This is a genomic window from Chryseobacterium sp. 22543, from assembly GCF_052044565.1.
Lineage (GTDB): Bacteria > Bacteroidota > Bacteroidia > Flavobacteriales > Weeksellaceae > Chryseobacterium.
In genome coordinates this window covers 632,153-651,330 of record NZ_JBQENH010000002.1, presented here as the reverse complement: position 1 = coordinate 651,330, position 19,178 = coordinate 632,153, and the positions used below count along the sequence as shown (strand labels likewise).

19 protein-coding genes are annotated in these 19,178 nt (G+C 40.4%); 4 read left to right on the top strand and 15 right to left on the bottom strand.

Features of this window, described 5'->3' with window-relative positions:
* From ACTJIP_RS08765 to ACTJIP_RS08725, 9 genes are all read right to left on the bottom strand, one after another.
* Complete coding sequence (locus ACTJIP_RS08765) at nt 1-324, bottom strand: DUF4133 domain-containing protein (protein ID WP_440704408.1); 324 nt, start codon at nt 322-324, stop codon at nt 1-3.
* A gap of 10 nt (nt 325-334) precedes the next feature.
* Complete coding sequence (locus tag ACTJIP_RS08760) at nt 335-640, bottom strand: DUF4134 domain-containing protein (protein WP_440704407.1); 306 nt, start codon at nt 638-640, stop codon at nt 335-337.
* A 372-nt stretch (nt 641-1,012) separates the two neighbouring features.
* The gene (locus tag ACTJIP_RS08755; RefSeq protein ID WP_440704406.1) at nt 1,013-1,750 is read right to left on the bottom strand and encodes a LytR/AlgR family response regulator transcription factor; all 738 of its coding nucleotides are present in this window, start codon (nt 1,748-1,750) and stop codon (nt 1,013-1,015) included.
* Between the two features lie 10 nt (nt 1,751-1,760).
* A complete protein-coding gene (locus ACTJIP_RS08750; RefSeq protein WP_440704405.1) occupies nt 1,761-3,656 on the bottom strand; it encodes a histidine kinase in 1,896 nt (631 codons plus the stop codon).
* Nucleotides 3,657-3,996: 340 nt separating this feature from the next.
* A complete protein-coding gene (locus ACTJIP_RS08745; protein WP_440704404.1) occupies nt 3,997-4,809 on the bottom strand; it encodes a hypothetical protein in 813 nt (270 codons plus the stop codon).
* Nucleotides 4,810-4,846: 37 nt separating this feature from the next.
* Nucleotides 4,847-5,476, bottom strand: coding sequence for a conjugal transfer protein TraD (locus ACTJIP_RS08740; RefSeq protein ID WP_440704403.1), 630 nt, complete (start codon nt 5,474-5,476; stop codon nt 4,847-4,849).
* A 2-nt stretch (nt 5,477-5,478) separates the two neighbouring features.
* Nucleotides 5,479-5,895, bottom strand: a complete 417-nt coding sequence (locus tag ACTJIP_RS08735) for a DUF3408 domain-containing protein (RefSeq protein ID WP_440704402.1) — start codon at nt 5,893-5,895, stop codon at nt 5,479-5,481.
* 4 nt (nt 5,896-5,899) lie between these two features.
* Nucleotides 5,900-6,667 (bottom strand): ParA family protein, encoded by a 768-nt coding sequence (locus ACTJIP_RS08730; protein WP_440704401.1) that lies wholly within the window; start codon nt 6,665-6,667, stop codon nt 5,900-5,902.
* Between the two features lie 18 nt (nt 6,668-6,685).
* A complete protein-coding gene (locus ACTJIP_RS08725) occupies nt 6,686-7,468 on the bottom strand; it encodes a DNA-methyltransferase (protein WP_440704400.1) in 783 nt (260 codons plus the stop codon).
* Nucleotides 7,469-8,165: 697 nt separating this feature from the next.
* On the opposite strand from ACTJIP_RS08725, the gene mobA reads away from it, so the two are divergent.
* Nucleotides 8,166-8,609, top strand: coding sequence for a conjugal transfer protein MobA (mobA, locus tag ACTJIP_RS08720; RefSeq protein WP_440704399.1), 444 nt, complete (start codon nt 8,166-8,168; stop codon nt 8,607-8,609).
* On the top strand, nt 8,606-9,919 hold the full coding sequence (mobB, locus tag ACTJIP_RS08715) for a conjugal transfer protein MobB (protein ID WP_440704398.1): 1,314 nt from the start codon (nt 8,606-8,608) through the stop codon (nt 9,917-9,919). Before mobA ends, mobB begins: the two co-directional genes overlap by 4 nt.
* 138 nt (nt 9,920-10,057) lie before the next feature.
* Here mobB and ACTJIP_RS08710 read toward each other — a convergent pair whose 3' ends face one another.
* The 5 genes from ACTJIP_RS08710 to ACTJIP_RS08690 form a co-directional block, all read right to left on the bottom strand.
* A complete protein-coding gene (locus ACTJIP_RS08710) occupies nt 10,058-10,327 on the bottom strand; it encodes a hypothetical protein (RefSeq protein WP_440704397.1) in 270 nt (89 codons plus the stop codon).
* A gap of 499 nt (nt 10,328-10,826) precedes the next feature.
* A complete protein-coding gene (locus tag ACTJIP_RS08705; protein WP_440704396.1) occupies nt 10,827-11,342 on the bottom strand; it encodes a hypothetical protein in 516 nt (171 codons plus the stop codon).
* A 185-nt stretch (nt 11,343-11,527) separates the two neighbouring features.
* Complete coding sequence (locus ACTJIP_RS08700) at nt 11,528-12,085, bottom strand: hypothetical protein (RefSeq protein WP_440704395.1); 558 nt, start codon at nt 12,083-12,085, stop codon at nt 11,528-11,530.
* 237 nt (nt 12,086-12,322) lie between these two features.
* On the bottom strand, nt 12,323-13,078 hold the full coding sequence (locus tag ACTJIP_RS08695; protein WP_440704394.1) for an SOS response-associated peptidase: 756 nt from the start codon (nt 13,076-13,078) through the stop codon (nt 12,323-12,325).
* Complete coding sequence (locus ACTJIP_RS08690; RefSeq protein WP_440704393.1) at nt 13,044-13,472, bottom strand: hypothetical protein; 429 nt, start codon at nt 13,470-13,472, stop codon at nt 13,044-13,046. The genes ACTJIP_RS08695 and ACTJIP_RS08690 overlap by 35 nt, the downstream gene beginning before the upstream one ends.
* A gap of 479 nt (nt 13,473-13,951) precedes the next feature.
* On the opposite strand from ACTJIP_RS08690, the gene mobC reads away from it, so the two are divergent.
* Together mobC and ACTJIP_RS08680 are read left to right on the top strand one after the other, a co-directional pair.
* Nucleotides 13,952-15,949, top strand: a complete 1,998-nt coding sequence (mobC, locus tag ACTJIP_RS08685; protein ID WP_440704392.1) for a conjugal transfer protein MobC — start codon at nt 13,952-13,954, stop codon at nt 15,947-15,949.
* Between the two features lie 671 nt (nt 15,950-16,620).
* Nucleotides 16,621-16,800, top strand: a complete 180-nt coding sequence (locus ACTJIP_RS08680) for a histone H1 (RefSeq protein WP_440704391.1) — start codon at nt 16,621-16,623, stop codon at nt 16,798-16,800.
* Between the two features lie 292 nt (nt 16,801-17,092).
* On the opposite strand, the gene topB is transcribed toward ACTJIP_RS08680, so the two are convergent.
* Entirely contained in the window at nt 17,093-19,168 is a 2,076-nt protein-coding gene (topB, locus tag ACTJIP_RS08675) for a DNA topoisomerase III (protein WP_440704557.1), read from the bottom strand.
* Between the last annotated feature and the right edge of the window lie 10 nt (nt 19,169-19,178).

Here is a 19,178-nt window from a genome sequence, read left to right as displayed (position 1 = left end):
TTAACTTTTCTGTGTTGAGTGGAAATACCGGATGATGGCTTTGCGGGAGAGAATATATTTGGGGTGCTTTTTTCTGGCGCCAAGCTTCATAATTCCATGCTGCCCGTATTTTCTATTCAAATGGAAAGTCTGCCACACAATCAAGCTACAGCTAACAGCTCCTGTTCCTATACAGACATAAGGTGATACCCCTGCCATGTACAATACCATCACCAGAATAAGTGCTGCTAATAGCCCACCAGCAAAGACAAACAGGTATTGGGCCTTCAGTCCATACAGCTCCACCGTTCTGCCGATTCCTTTATTTATTTTAAACTCTGACATGGTGACGAGCTTAAAGGAAGAAGGATCTTAGAATGGTAGCAGCCACAATCAAAAAGATACAGGCGCCAAACCAACTGGCGGCAGTCTTTGATGTATCGGGGTCTCCGCTGCTGAATTTATTGTACACCTTAACACCACCGATCAACCCCACCACCGCGCCAATGGCGTAGATGAGTTTTGTTGCAGGATCAAAATAGGAGGTGACCATTTGCGTCGCTTCATTGATGCCAGCAGACCCATTTCCCTGCGCATAGGTTGTAGCTGCGGCTAAGAGCATGAGCCCTGTGAGCAGCTTTTTTTTTCTTAGTTTTTCCATGTTTAAAATGCTTTTTCGTTTGCGAATACTGCGCTTTGCAGTTGTCACGACAAAAATGCCATGGAAACCAGGAACCGCTGCCGTAGCGTCTATCAGAGGATAGCTTTGTCCGGAATTGTCCGGTTCAATACACTAAAAAAAAAATGTAAACAGAGGAAAATCTATCGATGTGCGCAAGACACGAAGTAAACAGCATTGAAAACACTGGAATACCCAGGAGGATGTTGGCCGGTTTTTAATAAGGGGGAATAAGATGGTGAAAAAACACCTTTGGAGTAAGAACAAAAAAAGGCGGGCAAAGCCCGCCAGATTAAAAGTAGTTGTATCGCTTCTGAAGCGATAAGAAATCTTCTGCTTGGGAAAATTAAGGTGTCATCGCATTTTTTCTATGAAATCCTGGATAAAACTTTTCTTTCTTGCAGATACCGGTATTTTAACACCACTAGTCATCACAATGTATCCTTCTTTATAATATTTGCTGATGTAAGCCACATTGACCAGATAGGACTGGTGGCAACGCAGAAATGTTTCCACAGGAAGCAGTCCTTCATATTCCTTAATTACCTTGGAAACCATATAAGGTTTCTCATTTCTCAAATAAAAAGTGGTATATCCCTTATCGCTATGACAATACAAAATATCAGCGATATTAACAATCAGCGTATGTCCCGTACTTTTTAACGCTAATCTCTGAAGGGTACTTTTACCGTAATAATGGGTAAGCGAAAGCTCCACCTGCCGTTTATCGAATTTATACGCTTCAGACTTTCGGAAGCACCTGTCAATGGTGTCTGTAAAATTCTTGGCATCAATGGGTTTTAACAAATATCCCAATGCTCCCATATTAAGTGCGTCAATAGCATACCGGTCATAAGCGGTAATAAAAATAATATCTGCGGAAATATCTAAATTACCAAATACCTCAAAGCTGTTGCCATCCTTCAGTTCTATATCTGCAAGTATAAGTTCCGGTTGAAAACTGGCAATCTCCCGTCTGCCCTTTTCCACCGTGTCACTCCATCCTATAAGCTTAAGATAAGGAACGTCGGCAACCAGCGCCATGAGATGCTTTAAAACATTGGTTTCATCTTCCAGCAAATAAACAGTCATGGTTTTATCATTAAACAGTTAATAATGGAATATACAAGTCAACCTGATAGCCTTTCCTTTTATCAATCAGATTCTCTGTTACCTCAAAATAGGCGGAGCGGCTGTTTTGATTAAACAGGACATTCAACCGCTCCTGAATGATGGTACGTGACAATGATTTTTTGCCAGGATGGGTCCGCGGAACAATTCCAAAACCATTATCCAATATTCTGACGTGCAGTTTTCCCTCGGTTTCTTCTATTATAATTTCCAGCATGCCTTTGTAGGAAATGTTCTTAAATCCATGTTCTATGGAATTCTCAGCAAAAGGCTGCAAAAGCATTGGCGGGATGAGTATATTCTCAACATCTGTAGTTCCCAAATCAATACGGTACTCAAAAGTATCTTTGAAACGCATCTGCTGAAGGAGAATATAATTTTCCAGAACATCGGTTTCCTCTTTGAGGGAAATATAATCACGTCGGTTCAGCTCCAGCATATTGCGCATTAAATGTGAAAAAGTAACCAGGTAAACATCGGCTTCTTTTTTCTTATCATTACTGATAAGCCCCTGCAGGTTAGCAATACAATTGTACACAAAATGGGGATTGAGCTGCAACTGCAAGGCTTTCTGTTCCATCTGCAGTTTTTTGTTCCGGATGATTAAACGGTCGTTCTTTTCGCGGAGCAGCTTCCTTCTGTAGGTCGTGTAGAGATAAAGTGCCAGGGTAAGCAAAAGCAAAAAAGCGCCTAAGAAGATCCATCGCTGCTGTGAAATAATCATCTCATTCAGGGAGTTGTTTACCCTTAATGACGCTATCGCCTGGTCCTTTTTTTCTGCCTGGTACCTGGACCGGAGTTCCTCTATTTTGGTATGCTGAATAAACTCAGTATTACGCCTGAAAATGGCGAGGGCCGAATCCACCATTAATAAAGCATTCTTATAATCTCCTTTTTTCTTATAGGCTTCCCGTAGACCCTGATATTCAGGAAACAGGTCTACACCAGGTTCTTTCGGCGCCCATAAAATAGCCTGCTTAAAATACCATATTGCCGAATCGGGCTGACCATCACGGACAAAACAGGTAGCAAGGTTGTTCAGTGCATAAGTACGCATGCTGTTGGACGATTTTAAAAAATCTATGAATTTTCTGCTGCTTTCTAATGCCAACGCGCTTTTTCCTAAAATTGAATTCAGCTGCGATTCAAAATCATAGGTACGAGCAAGAGCCATATTGTTATTAATAATGACAGCATAATGTCTGGCACTGTCAAGATGTTTCTGCATGGACTTAGTATTCTCTAGTTTGGCAGCCAGCATAAAGGAGATGTCGTAATACCTTTGGCGGGTAGCTGGTTGGTTTCTGTAAGGATGGTTTTGAAAATAAAGATCTGTATATTCTACTGATCGGGCAATATCCCCATTATAATAATACGCTTGAGCTAGAAGATCATAAAGGCGATAAAGAAATATACCTTTCCCTTTCTCAACCCTTCTGCACACTCCAAGGAGACTGCTGAGTACATCCGAACTTACAACACCATCTCCACTAATAGACAATTTGAAAATGGCAAACTGCTGTAAGCTGTACAGGTCAACATTTAGACTGTCGAAAGCCATTGTATTGTAGAAATACAGGGCACTGTCCCTATCCTTTGAGTGTTCATACCACAAACCTTTCAGATAACAATAAAGAGGATGTCTTTTTTTATGGCCTGTACCTTCAAATAAAGCCAAATCTCGTCTCAGAGCTCCTTTTGCTATGGTATCGTGAGATAACGCTTCCCTGCCTATAATAAAGGAGAGGAGACTATCTCCTGATAGCTCCCTAGCCGATTGCCCATCATCATCAGAAATATGGCAGCCGGGAAAATATACGAATAGGGCTACTCCTGCAATAAGTACCCAGAGCATCAGTCGCGTCATAAGTAAATGTCTACAGATATACAGGGCTTTCATGAGAATAAGCCCAATAAATAAGGTTTCTTGTCTCCTTTGGGTTTTCTCAGTGGTAAGCTGGGTTAAAGTAACTGAGCGATAAAGGAGCTGTCAATTACCCTAATATAATACAAAATCTGTTCTTTTAATAGTTATTCCCATTAATACTACAATCAGCAAGCAAAGCTATTTATTAATTCCTACTGACGGCAAACGCTGTCAATTTTCGTAATAATCTGTTCAATATTCGTTGTGATAGCGAGACTGGGAATAAAATTTCGTTCCTAAGTCAGGTGTCACCCCAGGGATAGTACTGCTGAGGCATGTACTACATTCCTCGGCCTTTTCTTTTAGGCTTTAGAGACGGCTGATCTTCCTTTGGTTTCTGCCTTTGTTCGCGGCGAAGATTAGCCTCTACAATGGGTGACAGGAATGTATCTTTCCACGGAACGATGACCGCGGTATGGTGTGATTTTAAATCCAGCCATTTTAAATCTGTGTTTTGCCCTAACCCATACATTCGGTTCCAGCCTATGGGATCAAGGTAACGCTCCAAGGGAATTTCAACGGCGATGAGATCCTTTGGAAACTCTGTTATGGCATCATAAACAGGGGCCTGGAACTCGTGCGTCTTGGGATTGTAAGGAATTAAATATTTCTCGCTTTCCTCTAAATAATACCCCTCTACTTCAGAAAATACAATTCCTTTCGACAAAAAATCATCTTTAGGACGCAGCATATCCATACGGATGTCTACGAAAAAGTGATGTCCACGGATATCAAAGGTCGGAAGCATTCCCATTACCACCCTTTTGTGGTAGGCGGCCTGGTCAACCATAATTTCAAAATCAGTCTTCCTTTTTAAGTCATCCACCGATAGATCATACCTTCTGGCCATGCCTTCAGGGTCCAACTCTTTCAATGGAGGTAAATGCACAGTAACAGAATTATCGGAATGAAAAAAATGGGGAATGTTTTTGTCATAACGGCAGTATTCAAATTCGTATCCATTTTCAGTTTCCTTCATATTTGAAAACAGGATGATATTATAAGGATTAGCTTTTTCTTCCAGTTGCAATCTATCGATGTTTACTATAAACTCAGTGTCTTCAATTACCCTTACAGGCTTCTTGTGTTCCATGCTAAAATTCTTTAAAAGTTAAAAAGGGAGCTGTCTTTCAGACAAACTCCCCGATGTCAAATTGACCCAGATCTCCATTCCGCATGGTTGAAGAACCGGAAGCCGTTTCCCTGGCCATACTTTGGTCCAGTAACCTTGCAATCTTCTCCGATGCTCCGTGCATTGAACTTTCCAAGAGACTCAGCAACTCGGTTCCCTGTATCCTTAGAACTATACCCGCTGCTTTTTCAATTTCAGATGCTGCCGGTTGCTCGTTCTGTAACAGCATCCCAACTGCGCTTAGTTCCTCAAAGGTAACCCCTGTAGCAAAACCTTGGCTGTCTCCCGGAAGTCCCTCTATTCTCCATTCTTCCTCTTCTTCTTCAAAATCAGGCATCACCCTGAAAACTTCCTCCTGCTCTTCCTGCGGAATTTCAATCCCGGCAGGTTTCCCGCCGGTTTCTGATTCAAAGGTAGCAGCAGACCCTTCACCTTTTTCCTTTTGGCCGGCTTTGTCCACCACAGGCAACGAATGGCGGGAAATACTTTTGGTTCTGCCCAAAATGTCAGGCACTACGGAAGGTCTTTCTTCCGGTTCCTTTTTATACACAGCCTTTCTGACAGCAATTTTATCATGCAATAACAAAAGGATCACAATCACCAGGCATATCAGTATCATAGTTTCCATGGCTATAAAATAGGTTTATACTTCTCGTTAAAACTTTTGGTGATCTGTTCACCAAACTCCTGAAAATGATACTCCAGTACATTATTCAGGTACGTGTATATGGTCAGCTTATCCTCGCCGATAACCTGGACAATGCGGGATAATTTTTCGTGGAAATCAGGCTGGATATAGACCGTTTTCCCATCCCTGGCATTCGTATCCGTTTTTTTGAAAAACAGGCTTTCATAATCAGCGTCTAATTGCTTTTTTACTTTTATTTTTTCTCTGCCAGCAGACTTTTCTACTGCCGAATCTTGACCTGCCTTTGGCGCCTGAGTTGGAAGCTGTAGCCCATCCTTTTGTATACCGCCAGCCATAAGACTCATCATCAGTTCTTCATTGATATCAGAGGTTCCTTTTTTTGAAGTTTCTTTTTCCATAACCCTACAATTCAGTGATTCTCAAAAATTCATTCATAAAGAGATCCAACCCGCAGGTTTTCATTAAACGCTCGTCAGCGGGCATCAATGTACTTCGGAACACCGTTTTAGCGCCGGCTTCACTTTCTTTACGAAAACGGGTGCTGCTTCTGACCTGGCTTCTCATAAGACTCAGACCAAGTTCATCAATCACCCGGATGTAAGCATCGTACAAAGGAGTACTTTCCCTGCCATCAACCTGGTTCCAAAATAAATTGATGGTTTTAATGGAAGTTTCCGTATTCTTCATAATCACATCCTGCAACAGCTGGGTAAAAACCAGGGTACTTTCCATCACAATGCGATCCGCCGTTATAGGAGTAAAGATGTTGTGCATCCCCGCCAATGCCTTAAGGATACCCGGGGTATTTACTGTACCCGGAAGGTCAAAAAAAATTACATCCAGTGGCACTGCAGAAGAATCGGAGAAATCATGCGCAGCTTCCAGAACCCCGTCTGCTCTGTGCTGAATAATGGGATAAGCCTTCTTGTTAATTGTCGTAAACTGCTTGTAGGCAAGCTTCTTCAATATTTCATTCTCCATGACCATGCCCAGATCACGTTCTTTCATTTTCATCAGACTGTGCTGGGGAAAATCAGCATCAAAAACGGCTACATTATAGCCCAGGCGGTAATGCAGTATCCCTGCTGCCAGCACAGTAAAAGTACTTTTGCCAACACCTCCTTTTTGAGATGAAAAAGCAATGAATAAAGGTCTTTGTTTTGTTCTCATAAATTCTTCTATTTTTCGTTAATAATCCCGGCTGTTAATTACTCCGGTGATTCTGTTTATCGCTATGTTGAAATACTTCTTATCTTTCTCTATGCCAATGAATTTGCGTCCGGTATTTTGGCACGCTACTCCCGTTGAGCCGGAACCCATACAATTATCAAGAACAGTCTGACCCAAATCCGTATAGGTCCTGATCAGATACTCAAGTAGCTGGATAGGCTTCTGCGTCGGATGAAGGCTGCTTATTTGGGTATCACTGGATACCCGCTGGATACTCCGAGGATATCTTTCAGTGCTTTCATAGACGCTCTCACCAGTCATTTTTCCGTACACTTCACTTTGATGATGTTTTGCCCTAAAGCTTTTCTTCTTTTGGTGTCCCGTAGTTTTCTGGGGATGGTAATGACATTGTTTCTTATAGAAAACACTGATGATCTCATGATTACGCAAGGGCTGTTTCTTTGCATTTAAAAAGCCCGTTCCTTTCACTTTATCCCAGATCCAGTCGTATTTAAACAGCTTTAAATTGCTCAATCTCAGCAGAGAGCTGAAAGGTTCGGTGCCAAAGAGAACAATGGCTCCATTTTCTTTAACAACTCTTAGGTACTGCTTCCACAGCTGCTCAAAAGGCAGCCTGACATCCCACTTACACTGCGTGGTTCCGTAAGGCAGATCACATAATACCATGTCAACACTTCCATCCCTGATCTTATTCATTTCAGAAAGACAGTCACCATAATACAGTAAACATTCACCAAGCCTATAGCATTCCTTCATTTTCCCACCCTTATGCTCACTCATAACAATTAGCTTCTAGTAAATCCCTGCAACTTAGTAGGTACTGAAATGTATACATACCTCACTACCTACCTCTTTAAATGTATCCGCATATAGATACCTGTTTACTTATTCAGATATGCCCATCTGTCATTTTTTACCTACCTACGTTCATATCTACCTGAATACAGATATAGGTATGCTGATATCTCTCTATGGAAATAGGGAATCATATACCCATATACTCTCATAGCTGCCTGCTCATGCTTCTATCTACCTAGTTACACTTGTAGCCATGCACGTAATCAGGTATCTATGTACCAACATCCGTATATCTCTGCATCCGCTTTCAGGGACAAAGGAATGTACATATGTACAGACCCTCACCTGCATGGCCGCCTTTGACGCGCAAAGGAGGTGTTTGACCGGGTATCACATACCCGTATTCTCTTCAATTAATTTTTACTTTGTATCAATATATTTCCCTAGGGATAATGCAAAAACAATCCGGCATAGTGGATAAGAATGTAAACAACATAAATAGGTTGTTCCCAGCTATAATCAATCCGTCCCGAAGGGCGGATTTTGTTACCACCCGGTAACAGCAAGTTGTGTATTGAGCTGCTCGAAACTCTCTCCGCTGCTCAATACCACTTGCCCTGCCGGGGGCTTAAAACATCCTCCGAAGTCGGATGTTTCTTACTAATTAAAATGGACAGTTATGGATGAGATGAAGAATCAAGAGAAAAAGAAAGGTGGACGGAAACCGAAAGATAACCCTGCGATTTTCCGCTATTCCATCAGCCTTACAGCAGAAGAAAATGCACATTTCCTTTCCCTCTTTGAAAAGTCAGGAATGAAAATTATGGCGCACTTTATAACCGCCTGTATTTTTCAGAAGACTATTAAGACGGTAAAAATCGATAAGGCGGCGATGGATTATTATATGAGACTGACCACATTATACGGGCAATTCAGATCTGTAGGGGTTAATTATAACCAGGTCGTGAAGATATTATACCGTCACTTTTCAGAGAAAAAAGCAGCAGCATTTCTCTTTAAACTGGAAAAAGAGACTAAGGAAATGGCGGTCCTATGCAAGAAAATTATCGAACTGACCACTGAGTTTGAGCAGAAGTTTATCGGTAAAGAAGAAGGAAAATGATTGCAAAAATTGGCAGAGGCAGTAGCCTCTACGGGGCACTATCCTACAATCAGCTCAAAGTGGATAAGGAGAAAGGAGAAATTTTGTACACCCATAAGATGCTCGAAACACCTAACGGATCATATACCGTTTCTCAATTAGCACGTTCCTTTGAACCCTATTTGGTAGCAAACCGCAACACTGAAAAGCCGGTCTTGCATATCTCGCTCAATCCTGATCCCAAGGATACAGTTAGTGATGAAAAATTCAAGCAACTGGCCCAGCAGTACATGCAAGAAATGGGTTATGGTGACCAGCCCTTCGTCATTTTTAAGCATACCGATGTAGAGCGCACCCACATTCATATTGTTTCGGTTTGCGTGGATGAAGAGGGCAAGAAAATTTCTGATAAGTTTGAGAAGGTACGATCCATGAAGGTTTGCCGTAACCTTGAAAACCAATATGGACTATTGCCACTGGCTGAGAAAGAAGAAAAAAATGATAGCGGTTTAGTATTCCGTCCCGTTAATTATGAAAATGGAAATATCAAGAGTCAGATTGCTTCTGTCGTCAGGCATTTACCCCAGTATTATCAATATCAGACGTTGGGTGAATACAACGCACTGCTTTCCCTCTTCAATATAACGACCGAAAAAATAGAGGGAGAGCAGCACGGAGAGGCCAAAAAAGGACTGGTTTATTTTGCCCTTGATTCTAGAGGAGAAAAAGCCAGCCCTCCGTTCAAAGCATCTCTTTTCGGTAAAGCCGCAGGTTATCAGGCCCTGGACAAGCATCTCACCAAATGCAATGAACTTCTGAAGAAAAATGAAGCTAAACCTGCTCTTATCGAAATCATTGCCACAGCAATGAAATCTGCAGGGAATGAGCAGGATTTTAAGAAGCTTTTAGCTTCACAAGGTATTAATACCGTTGTTCGCCGTAATGACACCGGACGGATCTACGGAGTTACGTTCGTAGACCATAATTCCAAAACCGTTTACAACGGCTCTCGCCTGGGAAAAGAGTTCTCAGCGAATGTCTTTAATGAATTATGGAAAGCTGACCATGGGACTGATTTATGGATGAAAAGGGATAAAGAATCGACTTCTGGCAACGTGCTATCAGAAGATCATTCGGTACCTACAAGTTCAACTGGTTTATTTGACTTCCTGAATAAATCCGAAACTGGATTATTGGTTAGTGAGCCCGGTTTTATTGAGATTATAGGGGGATTATTGCCCGAAGCACAGGGGATAGATCAGCAGGAATGGGAATATGCTGAATCATTGAAGAAGAAAAAAAAGAAACGCAGACGTGGAAAACAAAACTAAAAATCTCTTTACCTTCCCTTTCAAATATTCAATTCTTACTTGAAAAACCGACATCTTACCGGCAGCCTCTAATTTTGTTTGCAAGTCACGTTGAATTCCACTGCCACCTTATGAGGTGGCTGGTACGATTAAAAGTGTTTAATTAAAAATTTCCTGCAACCCCCTCACATCATAACCATCAGCCTCGAAATCTTCATTCTCAATCCATTCCTTTACAAAAGCATCGGGAATATCACCAGGCTTTACATTGCCGGCGTAATAACTCCTTAGCAATTTCTCATCCCAATTGCCCCAGGCATAGTTAATACCATCGTCAATCTTTCGTACAATCCGGAATTGCTCCTCGGTTAAATAGTTTCTTGCTTCAGGAGCAGTAAGGATTTCAATTAATTTTTGTTTGTAGTCCATTTTTGGGAGTTTTATTGAAATAGATAGATGAGTGACAAAAAGCTCAATAAATATCTTTTGATATGCTATAAACCTATCTAATATTCACGAAAATACTAAGTCAAATTTTTTCATCGCCATATCTTTCTTTGAAGGAATCATTCTCCTTCCCCATACTCAAAATTCATTTTCTCAGCTAATTCTTCCAAAGTTCAGCAAAGAATGATACAGTATACTTGCGGAGCACCCAAATTTCACCACACCAATACCCTATGGTGTCATCCCACCAAATGAGGCCGTTAAAATTCCGGTAGAATAACGCGAAAACAATAGTTTTCCCTTTATTGCCATTTCTATTTCAGCATCAATTAAATTATCAAAATTCGAGATAATCGGCTCACTGGAAAATTCTCTAAAATTCTTCGGTAACCTCAATTCACATTTCATAAGCCCAAAATGTGTTTTTACTTTAGCAAAAATCTAATTAATGTAAGAAATAAAGGCCATACTCTACTGGTTTTTAGTTTCGTCCGGCCTTATGGGTACTAATTAAATTCTGGATTATCTGAAGTTTCAGCCTAATCATTTCATACGCACTCTCTCGAAATTCCATATCTTCTATTTGATGGGGTATTAATGGATCAGTTGCAATACTGGTCAAATATTCAACAATTTTAAGTGGCTGCGAATCTCCGATCAATTTAACCAGGAAAATAATTGTCTGTATAAGCAAAACAGGGGTACCTATCTCAACAGCATTGCGATACATTACAAGATCGTAATATTTGTTCTGATACGTATCCTGGTATTTCATTACGACAGATAACAGACTACCATTCTCACGTCCTTGAAAATCGCTTGATATATTACCCCCTATAATTTCATCTTCATCTGTATCCACCGGATCAGCTGCATAGTATTCTATAAAAATATTTTCTGCCAGCATTTTGTCGTCAAAGAAATAATGGCGCTCAATCTCACTATTATCAATAAATCGAACTGTTTGTATGTTGTATAAAGCTAATAGTACCTCCATGTAAAAGGTTTAATTACAATAATAGTATAAATGCTTGATTATTTAAAGCAATCGGAAAACTGAATTTATGCCTTACAGCCGGAAGCAATATTGAATTTAGCAATATGTCGATTTCAGCTTTTTGGGTAGATTAACCTGAATACATTGGTCCCTTTCTTGGCATCTCCTTTATTAAAGACTCCCAATTACAAGGATATTTTTAGTCCCAAAGCATAGCTCCAGTACAGGATCTTTGGTGCAGCAGGTGTTTTGAATTGATACAGGCCATAGGTGTACAATGAAAAAAGTATAAATGCACCCCAGCTAAGTACTATACACCATACACCGAACCTTTCTGTTACACTGAACAGTCCAGATATCAACGATTTTACTATAAATGCAGGAATAATACAGCATATTAACACGCAGACTGTCCATGGAAATATCCACAATTTCCGCTCTCTTGCCCGCAGCCCAATGATGGTTCCTTTAAAGAAATAGATGATGCAGAAGATGAGGTAGGTAAACAATATGGAAAAAGACCAAATTTTAATTTTGTCCGCTTCTTCACCCCAAAAGCTTTGCGACAGTAAAAATCCGGCATAAAAGAACACCCCAAAAATGGATGCTATCTTTAAGAGAAAAACAAAAATACCTAAGATCACAAACATTAATCCCATGGCCGATTTACTTTCTTCTCTTATCCGGGCATTATATTCTTCTTCACTTTCCCCAGGGAAAGCATCGGGATTATTCCAGTCCATAGCACTGCTTTTTTAATGTTGATTACTCAAACAAATGAGATAAGCAAATGATTTTCACTACTATAAATTTAGAAAAAATATTTTAAATATTAATAAAAAATACACATTAATAACTGATAATCAAAAACATAAAAAACATAAAATACAACAGTACTCTTTATAGGACTGGAATCTTCTGTTAATGGCTACAACTAAGCTCATAATTAGTCATTGGGTAAGACACACGGATCACTAGCTTTAAGCTTCTATGGGAGGCAATCCTAAATATTCAACCTTTTCCAATACACTTTCATTATCCTCATGGCGCTTCCGTACAGAACTCACCGGCCAGTATTCCAGCCTTTCGGACGGGAAGGAAAAATCGAGGAATTCTTTTAACTTATCATCTGACAGATCAGGTTGCAGCCACTGTTCCAGCATATCCTCTGCAAGCATTAATGGCATCCGAAATGGGTTTTTCCCTCCATTATGAATCTGTCTCATGATTTTGTTTGCATCCCGTGTAAGGAGCGTAAAGGTAGGTATGGGCTCTGGTTTATCTACATCCCAGGAATTTGATAGGCTCCAAAGCCCGGCTATAAAAAAGATCTTGTCGGCGCCCTGATTAATAGCATAGCAGTATCCTTCCTTGGGTTTATCTTTAAAAGGATATCGATATTCGAAAAAAGCGGCTGATGGAATAAGGCAGCGTTGATGTTTAATGTCATTCCAAAGCGTACCTTTCTTTAGAACCTTCTCACTACGGGCATTAAGGAAAAACTGACGTTCATTTTTTATCTTTTCGATCGTGTCCAGTGATTCGGGTATTGGACCCCATATAAAATCCTCTAAGCGCGCACCATGGTGATTAAAAATAACCGGCCAGGCAGGATAAGACATTCCAATTTTGTGGAATGTCGGCTCCCAGGATATACTCTCTTTTACAATTAACGGAAAAGGGACAGCACCTTCAATTTGCTTAACTGTCTTTTTTAGGGAGTTGTCGTAGCACATAAAGTGGATTTTTATATAAATTACAAATTATAGTGCTTCTACGCTCACTATTACCTTTTATTTGGGTAACAGTAGGAATTGACGAGCTTAACGTAACCTGGCATTCTACCAGAGGTTCCTTTCCAATTTTTCGCAGTTCCTGCTGTATGGCTTCAAAAATTTTCAGCGTTAATGCAATCTGGTAGACCTTTCTGCAGTTATAATCCAACTGGATTTCCTGAGTCTTTTTAACCTGGTAGATCTCCATACCCCAGGGAAGACGCAATTCAGAGGCCATGGAAGATTCAAGAACCTTATACGTTATAAAATCTCCCCGCACATCAGTCGTTTGGAGGATATGAAGCTTATATTCCCTGCTATTATGCAGGATCGTAATTTTAATATATTGTCTCATGCTTTATAAAAATTTATAAAGCATCGGGTTAGAGGCAAAAAAAGCCATTGATCAGCACGTATGCTTTTCAAAGGCTTAGTAACGATATAAATATACTGATATTTCTAATATTCTTATCTTGAATCAGTCATAGTTTTAAAGGAAAGCATGACAGATACTGCTCAAAATGCCTACTGCTTTATATACTTCTTAGGAAAAACAACATCCTGATTTGATATCTGAAGGAAAAGTATAATAAAATACCACCTTTTCTACATTTCATACAATATATCTTAGGTATTCCACATGGATAATACTCGCCTTACACTCTCTACAAGTTAAAAGATCCATCCTCCATGGAAAAGTAATGAATTTTTTACGAGCATAAATTTTCGCTTAACGCTTGCAAAAAGCTGCCACAGCTAGACATCCCTAGCCATTACAATAGCATCAGTACTGATACCATCTAATTTCTTCTCCTGAAAATAAATGCTAAAAATATGCAAGGAGAAGATGATTTGAGAGGATTGGCCAAGATCATGGCCTTTATGCGGGCAGTAAGTATCCTTTTGGTACTGATGCACTTTTATTGGTTCTGTTATGAATTCTTTGTCGAGCATGGGTGGACGTTGGAGGTTATAGGAAAGATCCTTATCAATTTCAATAGAACGGCCAGCTTATTTGCCACTCCATTCTACACTAAAGCATTTGCCCTGGTACTCCTTGCCCTCAGCTGTTTGGGAACCAAAGGAGTGAAGAATGAAAAGATCAACTGGCGCAGAATTTTAATGGTTCTTACAATTGGTCTTCTGTTTTTCTTTCTGAACACCCCATTACTGAAACTTTCTACCGCTCAGGCAACACTATTGTACATCCTGACCACTGCAGTGGGTTATATCGCCCTGATGGTTTCTGGCCTGTGGATGAGCCGACTGCTCAAAAATAGCCTGATGGAGGATGTTTTCAATAATGAAAATGAAAGCTTCCAGCAGGAAACGAGGTTGATGCAAAACGAATTTTCAGTTAATCTTCCTACAAGATTTTACTATAAGGGAAAATGGAACGATGGCTGGATTAATGTGGTAAACCCCTTCAGGGCTACCATTGTACTAGGCACTCCAGGATCGGGAAAGTCCTATGCGGTTGTCAACAATTACATAAAGCAGCACATTGAAAAAGGATTTTCAATGTATATCTATGACTTCAAATTCGATGATCTTTCCACCATTGCTTACAACCATCTCTTAAAGCATGTTGATAAATACAAAGTAAAGCCCAAGTTCTATGTAATCAACTTTGATGATCCCCGCCGCAGCCACCGCTGTAATCCTATCAACCCAAACTTCATGACCGATATTTCTGATGCCTACGAATCAGCGTATACCATCATGCTCAACTTAAACAAGTCGTGGATAACCAAACAAGGTGATTTTTTCGTGGACTCGCCAATTATCTTACTGGCAGCCATTATCTGGTTTTTAAAAATCTATGAAAACGGTAGATACTGCACGTTCCCCCATGCGATAGAACTTCTGAATAAGAAGTACGCAGATGTTTTTACCATTCTTACGTCATATCCGGAACTGGAAAATTATCTATCACCCTTCATGGATGCATGGGAGGGAGGCGCCCAAGATCAGCTGCAGGGACAAATCGCATCTGCCAAAATTCCCTTGTCAAGGATGATCTCTCCCCAACTCTATTGGGTAATGACCGGTGACGACTTTTCCCTGGATATTAATAATCCCGAAGAGCCTAAGATCCTTTGTGTTGGAAATAACCCAGATCGTCAAAGTATTTACTCCGCAGCACTAGGACTATACAATTCCCGTATTGTAAAACTCATCAATAAAAAAGGGCAGCTGAAAAGTTCTGTTATTATTGACGAGCTCCCAACAATTTACTTCAGGGGACTGGATAACCTTATTGCCACCGCCCGCAGCAATAAGGTAGCCGTTTGTCTGGGATTTCAGGATTTTTCCCAGCTTACAAGAGATTATGGGGATAAAGAAGCCAAGGTAATACAAAACACAGTAGGTAACATCTTCAGCGGCCAGGTCGTTGGCGAAACAGCCAAAAACCTATCCGAACGTTTTGGCAAAGTTCTACAGAAACGACAAAGTATCTCTATTAATAGGAATGATACATCAACCTCCATATCAACCCAATTAGACAGCCTCATACCAGCCTCCAAAATTTCTACTTTGACTCAGGGAATGTTCGTAGGCGCAGTATCGGATAATTTTGACGAGCGCATTGACCAGAAGATATTCCACAGCGAAATCGTTGTTGATAATGCCAAAGTTGCCTCTGAAACCAAAACATATCAGAAAATGCCGCAAATCACATCCTTTCTGAATGCTCAAGGAGAAGATACCATGAAAAAGGAAATTCAGGAAAACTACAGGCAGGTCAAACTGGATATTACATTGATTATTGACAAAGAAAATGATCGGATTAAAAATGATCCAGGCTTACAACATTTGGTCAAACAGTAATCCGTAGTATCAATCATTACCTGAGCCAGAATTTATCTGTAGATTTATAAGGAATATTAGCCCATGTTGGGTCTATTACCTATTGCAAAATGAATTTTAATCAATTCTCCTAATCCTTTATTTTTTTGCCCCTAACACATATCCGGATTTATTGTATGGTTCAATCCAAATTAACTTCCGATCTTTCCAACCTGGGCCACATGCCTGTTTGCGAGGAAAGCCCAAACCAGATTCACCACACACAGGAAATCCTTCTATGTTAATACTTATTTTATTCCAGTTACTATTTATAATAGTAAACGGGAATTTCTCCTCATTTAACAACCTCTCAGGAGATTTTCTGGTTCCATACTTTTGTCCAGGTGGAACAATATATACATCAACAGCTGCTAATAAAATAAAAGTCAATAGTTGATAAAACAACAGACGTCCTTCATCTGCAATAGGTAATTTAGAATTACCTTCCGTGACATCTACCTCCTTAATAGGATAAGTCTTTTTCTGTTCTATTCATTATTATTTAGTTTTTTAACCAATGTATAGAGACCAGAAAAGGGAAGTGAAATGATGGCACGAATTGGTACTCCAAAGGCAATATTTGGCGAACTTCTATTGTACAATAGATGGGAAAATCTTACATTAGCCCTCTAATCATATAATTATTTTTCTACATGAAAGAATTAATCGGAAAAATCAATGCAGAGTTTGAAGCATTTAAAACGGATTCAACAGCTCAAGCTGAAAACGGAAACAAGGCAGCAGGTATGAGGGCGCGTAAAGCTTCTCTGTCACTAGAAAAGCTGATGAAGGATTTCCGCAAAGTATCAATGGAAGAAGCTAAGACAAAGTAATATAATGCTCCCTAACAATTTATTGGGAGCATTTTTATTTATCCTGATACATGGATAGTTTTCAATAAAATGAAAAGCCACCCATAAGGGTGGCTCCAAAATGAATATTAATATAGATATATTTCTTCTTCGAATAAAGAAAAATTATATTTCAAGAGAGAATAAATGACTCATTTAATTTCTACATCCTTCCATAGCTTCCGGTTACCACCGATGCCCGCATAGAGATTAAGAACCTTTATCATTTCTATTTATTTTGGTCTTTCTTGGCAATTCTGCCGTATGTCATTTTTTATGACATTCTTTTTTCAAACTCAAATGAAGATTCTCCTTTATCATTTAAGACAAGATACGCATCAAATTTTTTCCCTGTCTTATTCTTCATCCCCTTAATCAGCCCTGTTTTTCCTTTGGTAACGAGGTTTTCAATATCTGTGTTAGATATTACTACCCCGCAGATCTTTCGGAACTGAATCCATTTGCAGGATTCATCAGGACATTTTACCAGGTGATCCCGCACGAGAAGATGCTCTTTTTTACACTTGGGGCACAGAAGATTCGATGGCTTTTCTATAGAAGCTGATAAAGCCAACAGCTCACCAGTAATAGTCCCGGCATAGGTCTTCATCTCTTTTTCGAAAACCTGTCCATCGGCTTCTTTATTTTCAATCTTGGACAAAACCAATTCCCATTCCGCTGTCATTGAAACGTCAGCAATTTTTTTGTCCTTTACCCAGCCATATACCTGCAAACCTTTATCTGTCGGGATCAGTGACTTCTTTTCCCTAACCATATATCCACGATCAAAAAGCGTTTCAATAATTGCTGCGCGGGTGGCAGGTGTTCCAATACCAATGCCTTGTAGCGCCTTACGTTCATCTTCATTTTCTATTTCCCTGCCTGCATTCTCCATTGCCGAAAGCAGGCTTGATTCAGTATAAAGTACAGGTGGCTTTGTTTTCTTTTCCAACACACCGGCACGTCCGATTTTAAGTTCGTCCCCAATATGAAGTTCCGGGAGCTGGTCGATCGGATCATTTTCTTCATCTGTAAAACTCCCTTTAATGCTGCGCCAGCCTGGTTCTGTTACCCGGCAGCCTTTCACAGCAAAATCATAATGCAGCACCTGCAGCGTAACATCGGTTATTTCCTTCTGACAGCTTTGACCAATGGCTTCCAGCAAGCGAAGAGCAATCAGGTCATAAATAGCATTCTCTTTTGCAGGTAACTCAACAGGGACTTTCTCCGTAACCAGTAACCCATGATGGTCCGTAACTTTTACATCATTTACGATACGTTTATTAAAAGCTCCCCAATTGACCTTTTTAACGGCTTCTTTTAAGGTTGGCTTTTCTTCCAGGGCTCTGATCATGGCACGAATCTGTGGCCAAACGTCTTCAGGAATATATTTACTTCCGGTACGGGGATAAGTGATGAATTTATTCTCATACAGGTCCTGCGCAATATTCAGGGTTTCTTCAGCAGAAAGGCCCAGGATTTTATTAGCCTCCTTCTGGAGCCCGGTAAGGTCAAAAAGCAATGGAGGCTGTTCAGTGACCGTTTTCTTGTCAACTTTATTAACCGTTGCAACTCCATTACGTATTACTGCCTTCAGCACATCTTCTGCCTTCTTTACATCGTCCCATTTATTAACTGATAGGCTCTTAAAGTCCATGAACTCCTTGCGGTGCAGCAGCTGAAGCTGCCAGTATTTGTGGACCTGAAAATTTTTGTTTTCCAGATAACGAGTACAAATCAGGGCAAGGGTTGGTGTCTGCACCCGACCTAATGAGTATATTCCGCTGCCTGCCGCAATGGTCAATGCCTGAGAAGCATTGAGCCCAACAAGCCAATCGGCATGGCTTCTGGCTCGTCCCGCATGATAAAGACCATCGAAATCACTACCAGGTTTAAGATTCTCAAAACCCTGTCTGATCGCTCTCTCCGTCAAGGAACTTATCCAAAGCCGTTCAAACGGTTTGGTGCATTTCAGATACTGGTAAATATAGCGAAAGATCAGCTCACCTTCTCTTCCCGCATCCGTGGCAACAATAATACTGTCACAGCTTTTAGTCACCTTTTCGATAACCTTGAGCTGCTTTAAAGCTGCTCCATCCGGCTCATAGGCTTTATTCTTCCTTACTTTCCTTACGGTCAGTACAAAAGGATCAGGCAGGATCGGTAAAGATCCCTGCCTGAAACCTGTAACCCCATAATCTTCCGGCATACCCAGGGCGACCAGGTGCCCCAATGCCCAGGTGACCAGATAGCCCCCTCCTTCAAAATAACCCTCTTTTTTTTCGGTAGCCCCTAAAAGTGCAGCAATCTCTCTGGCTACACTTGGCTTTTCCGCAATCACTGCCTTCATACAATTTCTC

Bases quoted from the DNA above. Each gene is read 5' to 3' on its own strand.
- ACTJIP_RS08765 (WP_440704408.1), bottom strand. From the start codon at position 324: ATGTCAGAGTTTAAAATAAATAAAGGAATCGGCAGAACGGTGGAGCTG.
- ACTJIP_RS08760 (WP_440704407.1), bottom strand. From the start codon at position 640: ATGGAAAAACTAAGAAAAAAAAAGCTGCTCACAGGGCTCATGCTCTTA.
- ACTJIP_RS08755 (WP_440704406.1), bottom strand. From the start codon at position 1,750: ATGACTGTTTATTTGCTGGAAGATGAAACCAATGTTTTAAAGCATCTC.
- ACTJIP_RS08750 (WP_440704405.1), bottom strand. From the start codon at position 3,656: ATGACGCGACTGATGCTCTGGGTACTTATTGCAGGAGTAGCCCTATTC.
- ACTJIP_RS08745 (WP_440704404.1), bottom strand. From the start codon at position 4,809: ATGGAACACAAGAAGCCTGTAAGGGTAATTGAAGACACTGAGTTTATA.
- ACTJIP_RS08740 (WP_440704403.1), bottom strand. From the start codon at position 5,476: ATGGAAACTATGATACTGATATGCCTGGTGATTGTGATCCTTTTGTTA.
- ACTJIP_RS08735 (WP_440704402.1), bottom strand. From the start codon at position 5,895: ATGGAAAAAGAAACTTCAAAAAAAGGAACCTCTGATATCAATGAAGAA.
- ACTJIP_RS08730 (WP_440704401.1), bottom strand. From the start codon at position 6,667: ATGAGAACAAAACAAAGACCTTTATTCATTGCTTTTTCATCTCAAAAA.
- ACTJIP_RS08725 (WP_440704400.1), bottom strand. From the start codon at position 7,468: ATGAGTGAGCATAAGGGTGGGAAAATGAAGGAATGCTATAGGCTTGGT.
- mobA (WP_440704399.1), top strand. From the start codon at position 8,166: ATGGATGAGATGAAGAATCAAGAGAAAAAGAAAGGTGGACGGAAACCG.
- mobB (WP_440704398.1), top strand. From the start codon at position 8,606: ATGATTGCAAAAATTGGCAGAGGCAGTAGCCTCTACGGGGCACTATCC.
- ACTJIP_RS08710 (WP_440704397.1), bottom strand. From the start codon at position 10,327: ATGGACTACAAACAAAAATTAATTGAAATCCTTACTGCTCCTGAAGCA.
- ACTJIP_RS08705 (WP_440704396.1), bottom strand. From the start codon at position 11,342: ATGGAGGTACTATTAGCTTTATACAACATACAAACAGTTCGATTTATT.
- ACTJIP_RS08700 (WP_440704395.1), bottom strand. From the start codon at position 12,085: ATGGACTGGAATAATCCCGATGCTTTCCCTGGGGAAAGTGAAGAAGAA.
- ACTJIP_RS08695 (WP_440704394.1), bottom strand. From the start codon at position 13,078: ATGTGCTACGACAACTCCCTAAAAAAGACAGTTAAGCAAATTGAAGGT.
- ACTJIP_RS08690 (WP_440704393.1), bottom strand. From the start codon at position 13,472: ATGAGACAATATATTAAAATTACGATCCTGCATAATAGCAGGGAATAT.
- mobC (WP_440704392.1), top strand. From the start codon at position 13,952: ATGCAAGGAGAAGATGATTTGAGAGGATTGGCCAAGATCATGGCCTTT.
- ACTJIP_RS08680 (WP_440704391.1), top strand. From the start codon at position 16,621: ATGAAAGAATTAATCGGAAAAATCAATGCAGAGTTTGAAGCATTTAAA.
- topB (WP_440704557.1), bottom strand. From the start codon at position 19,168: ATGAAGGCAGTGATTGCGGAAAAGCCAAGTGTAGCCAGAGAGATTGCT.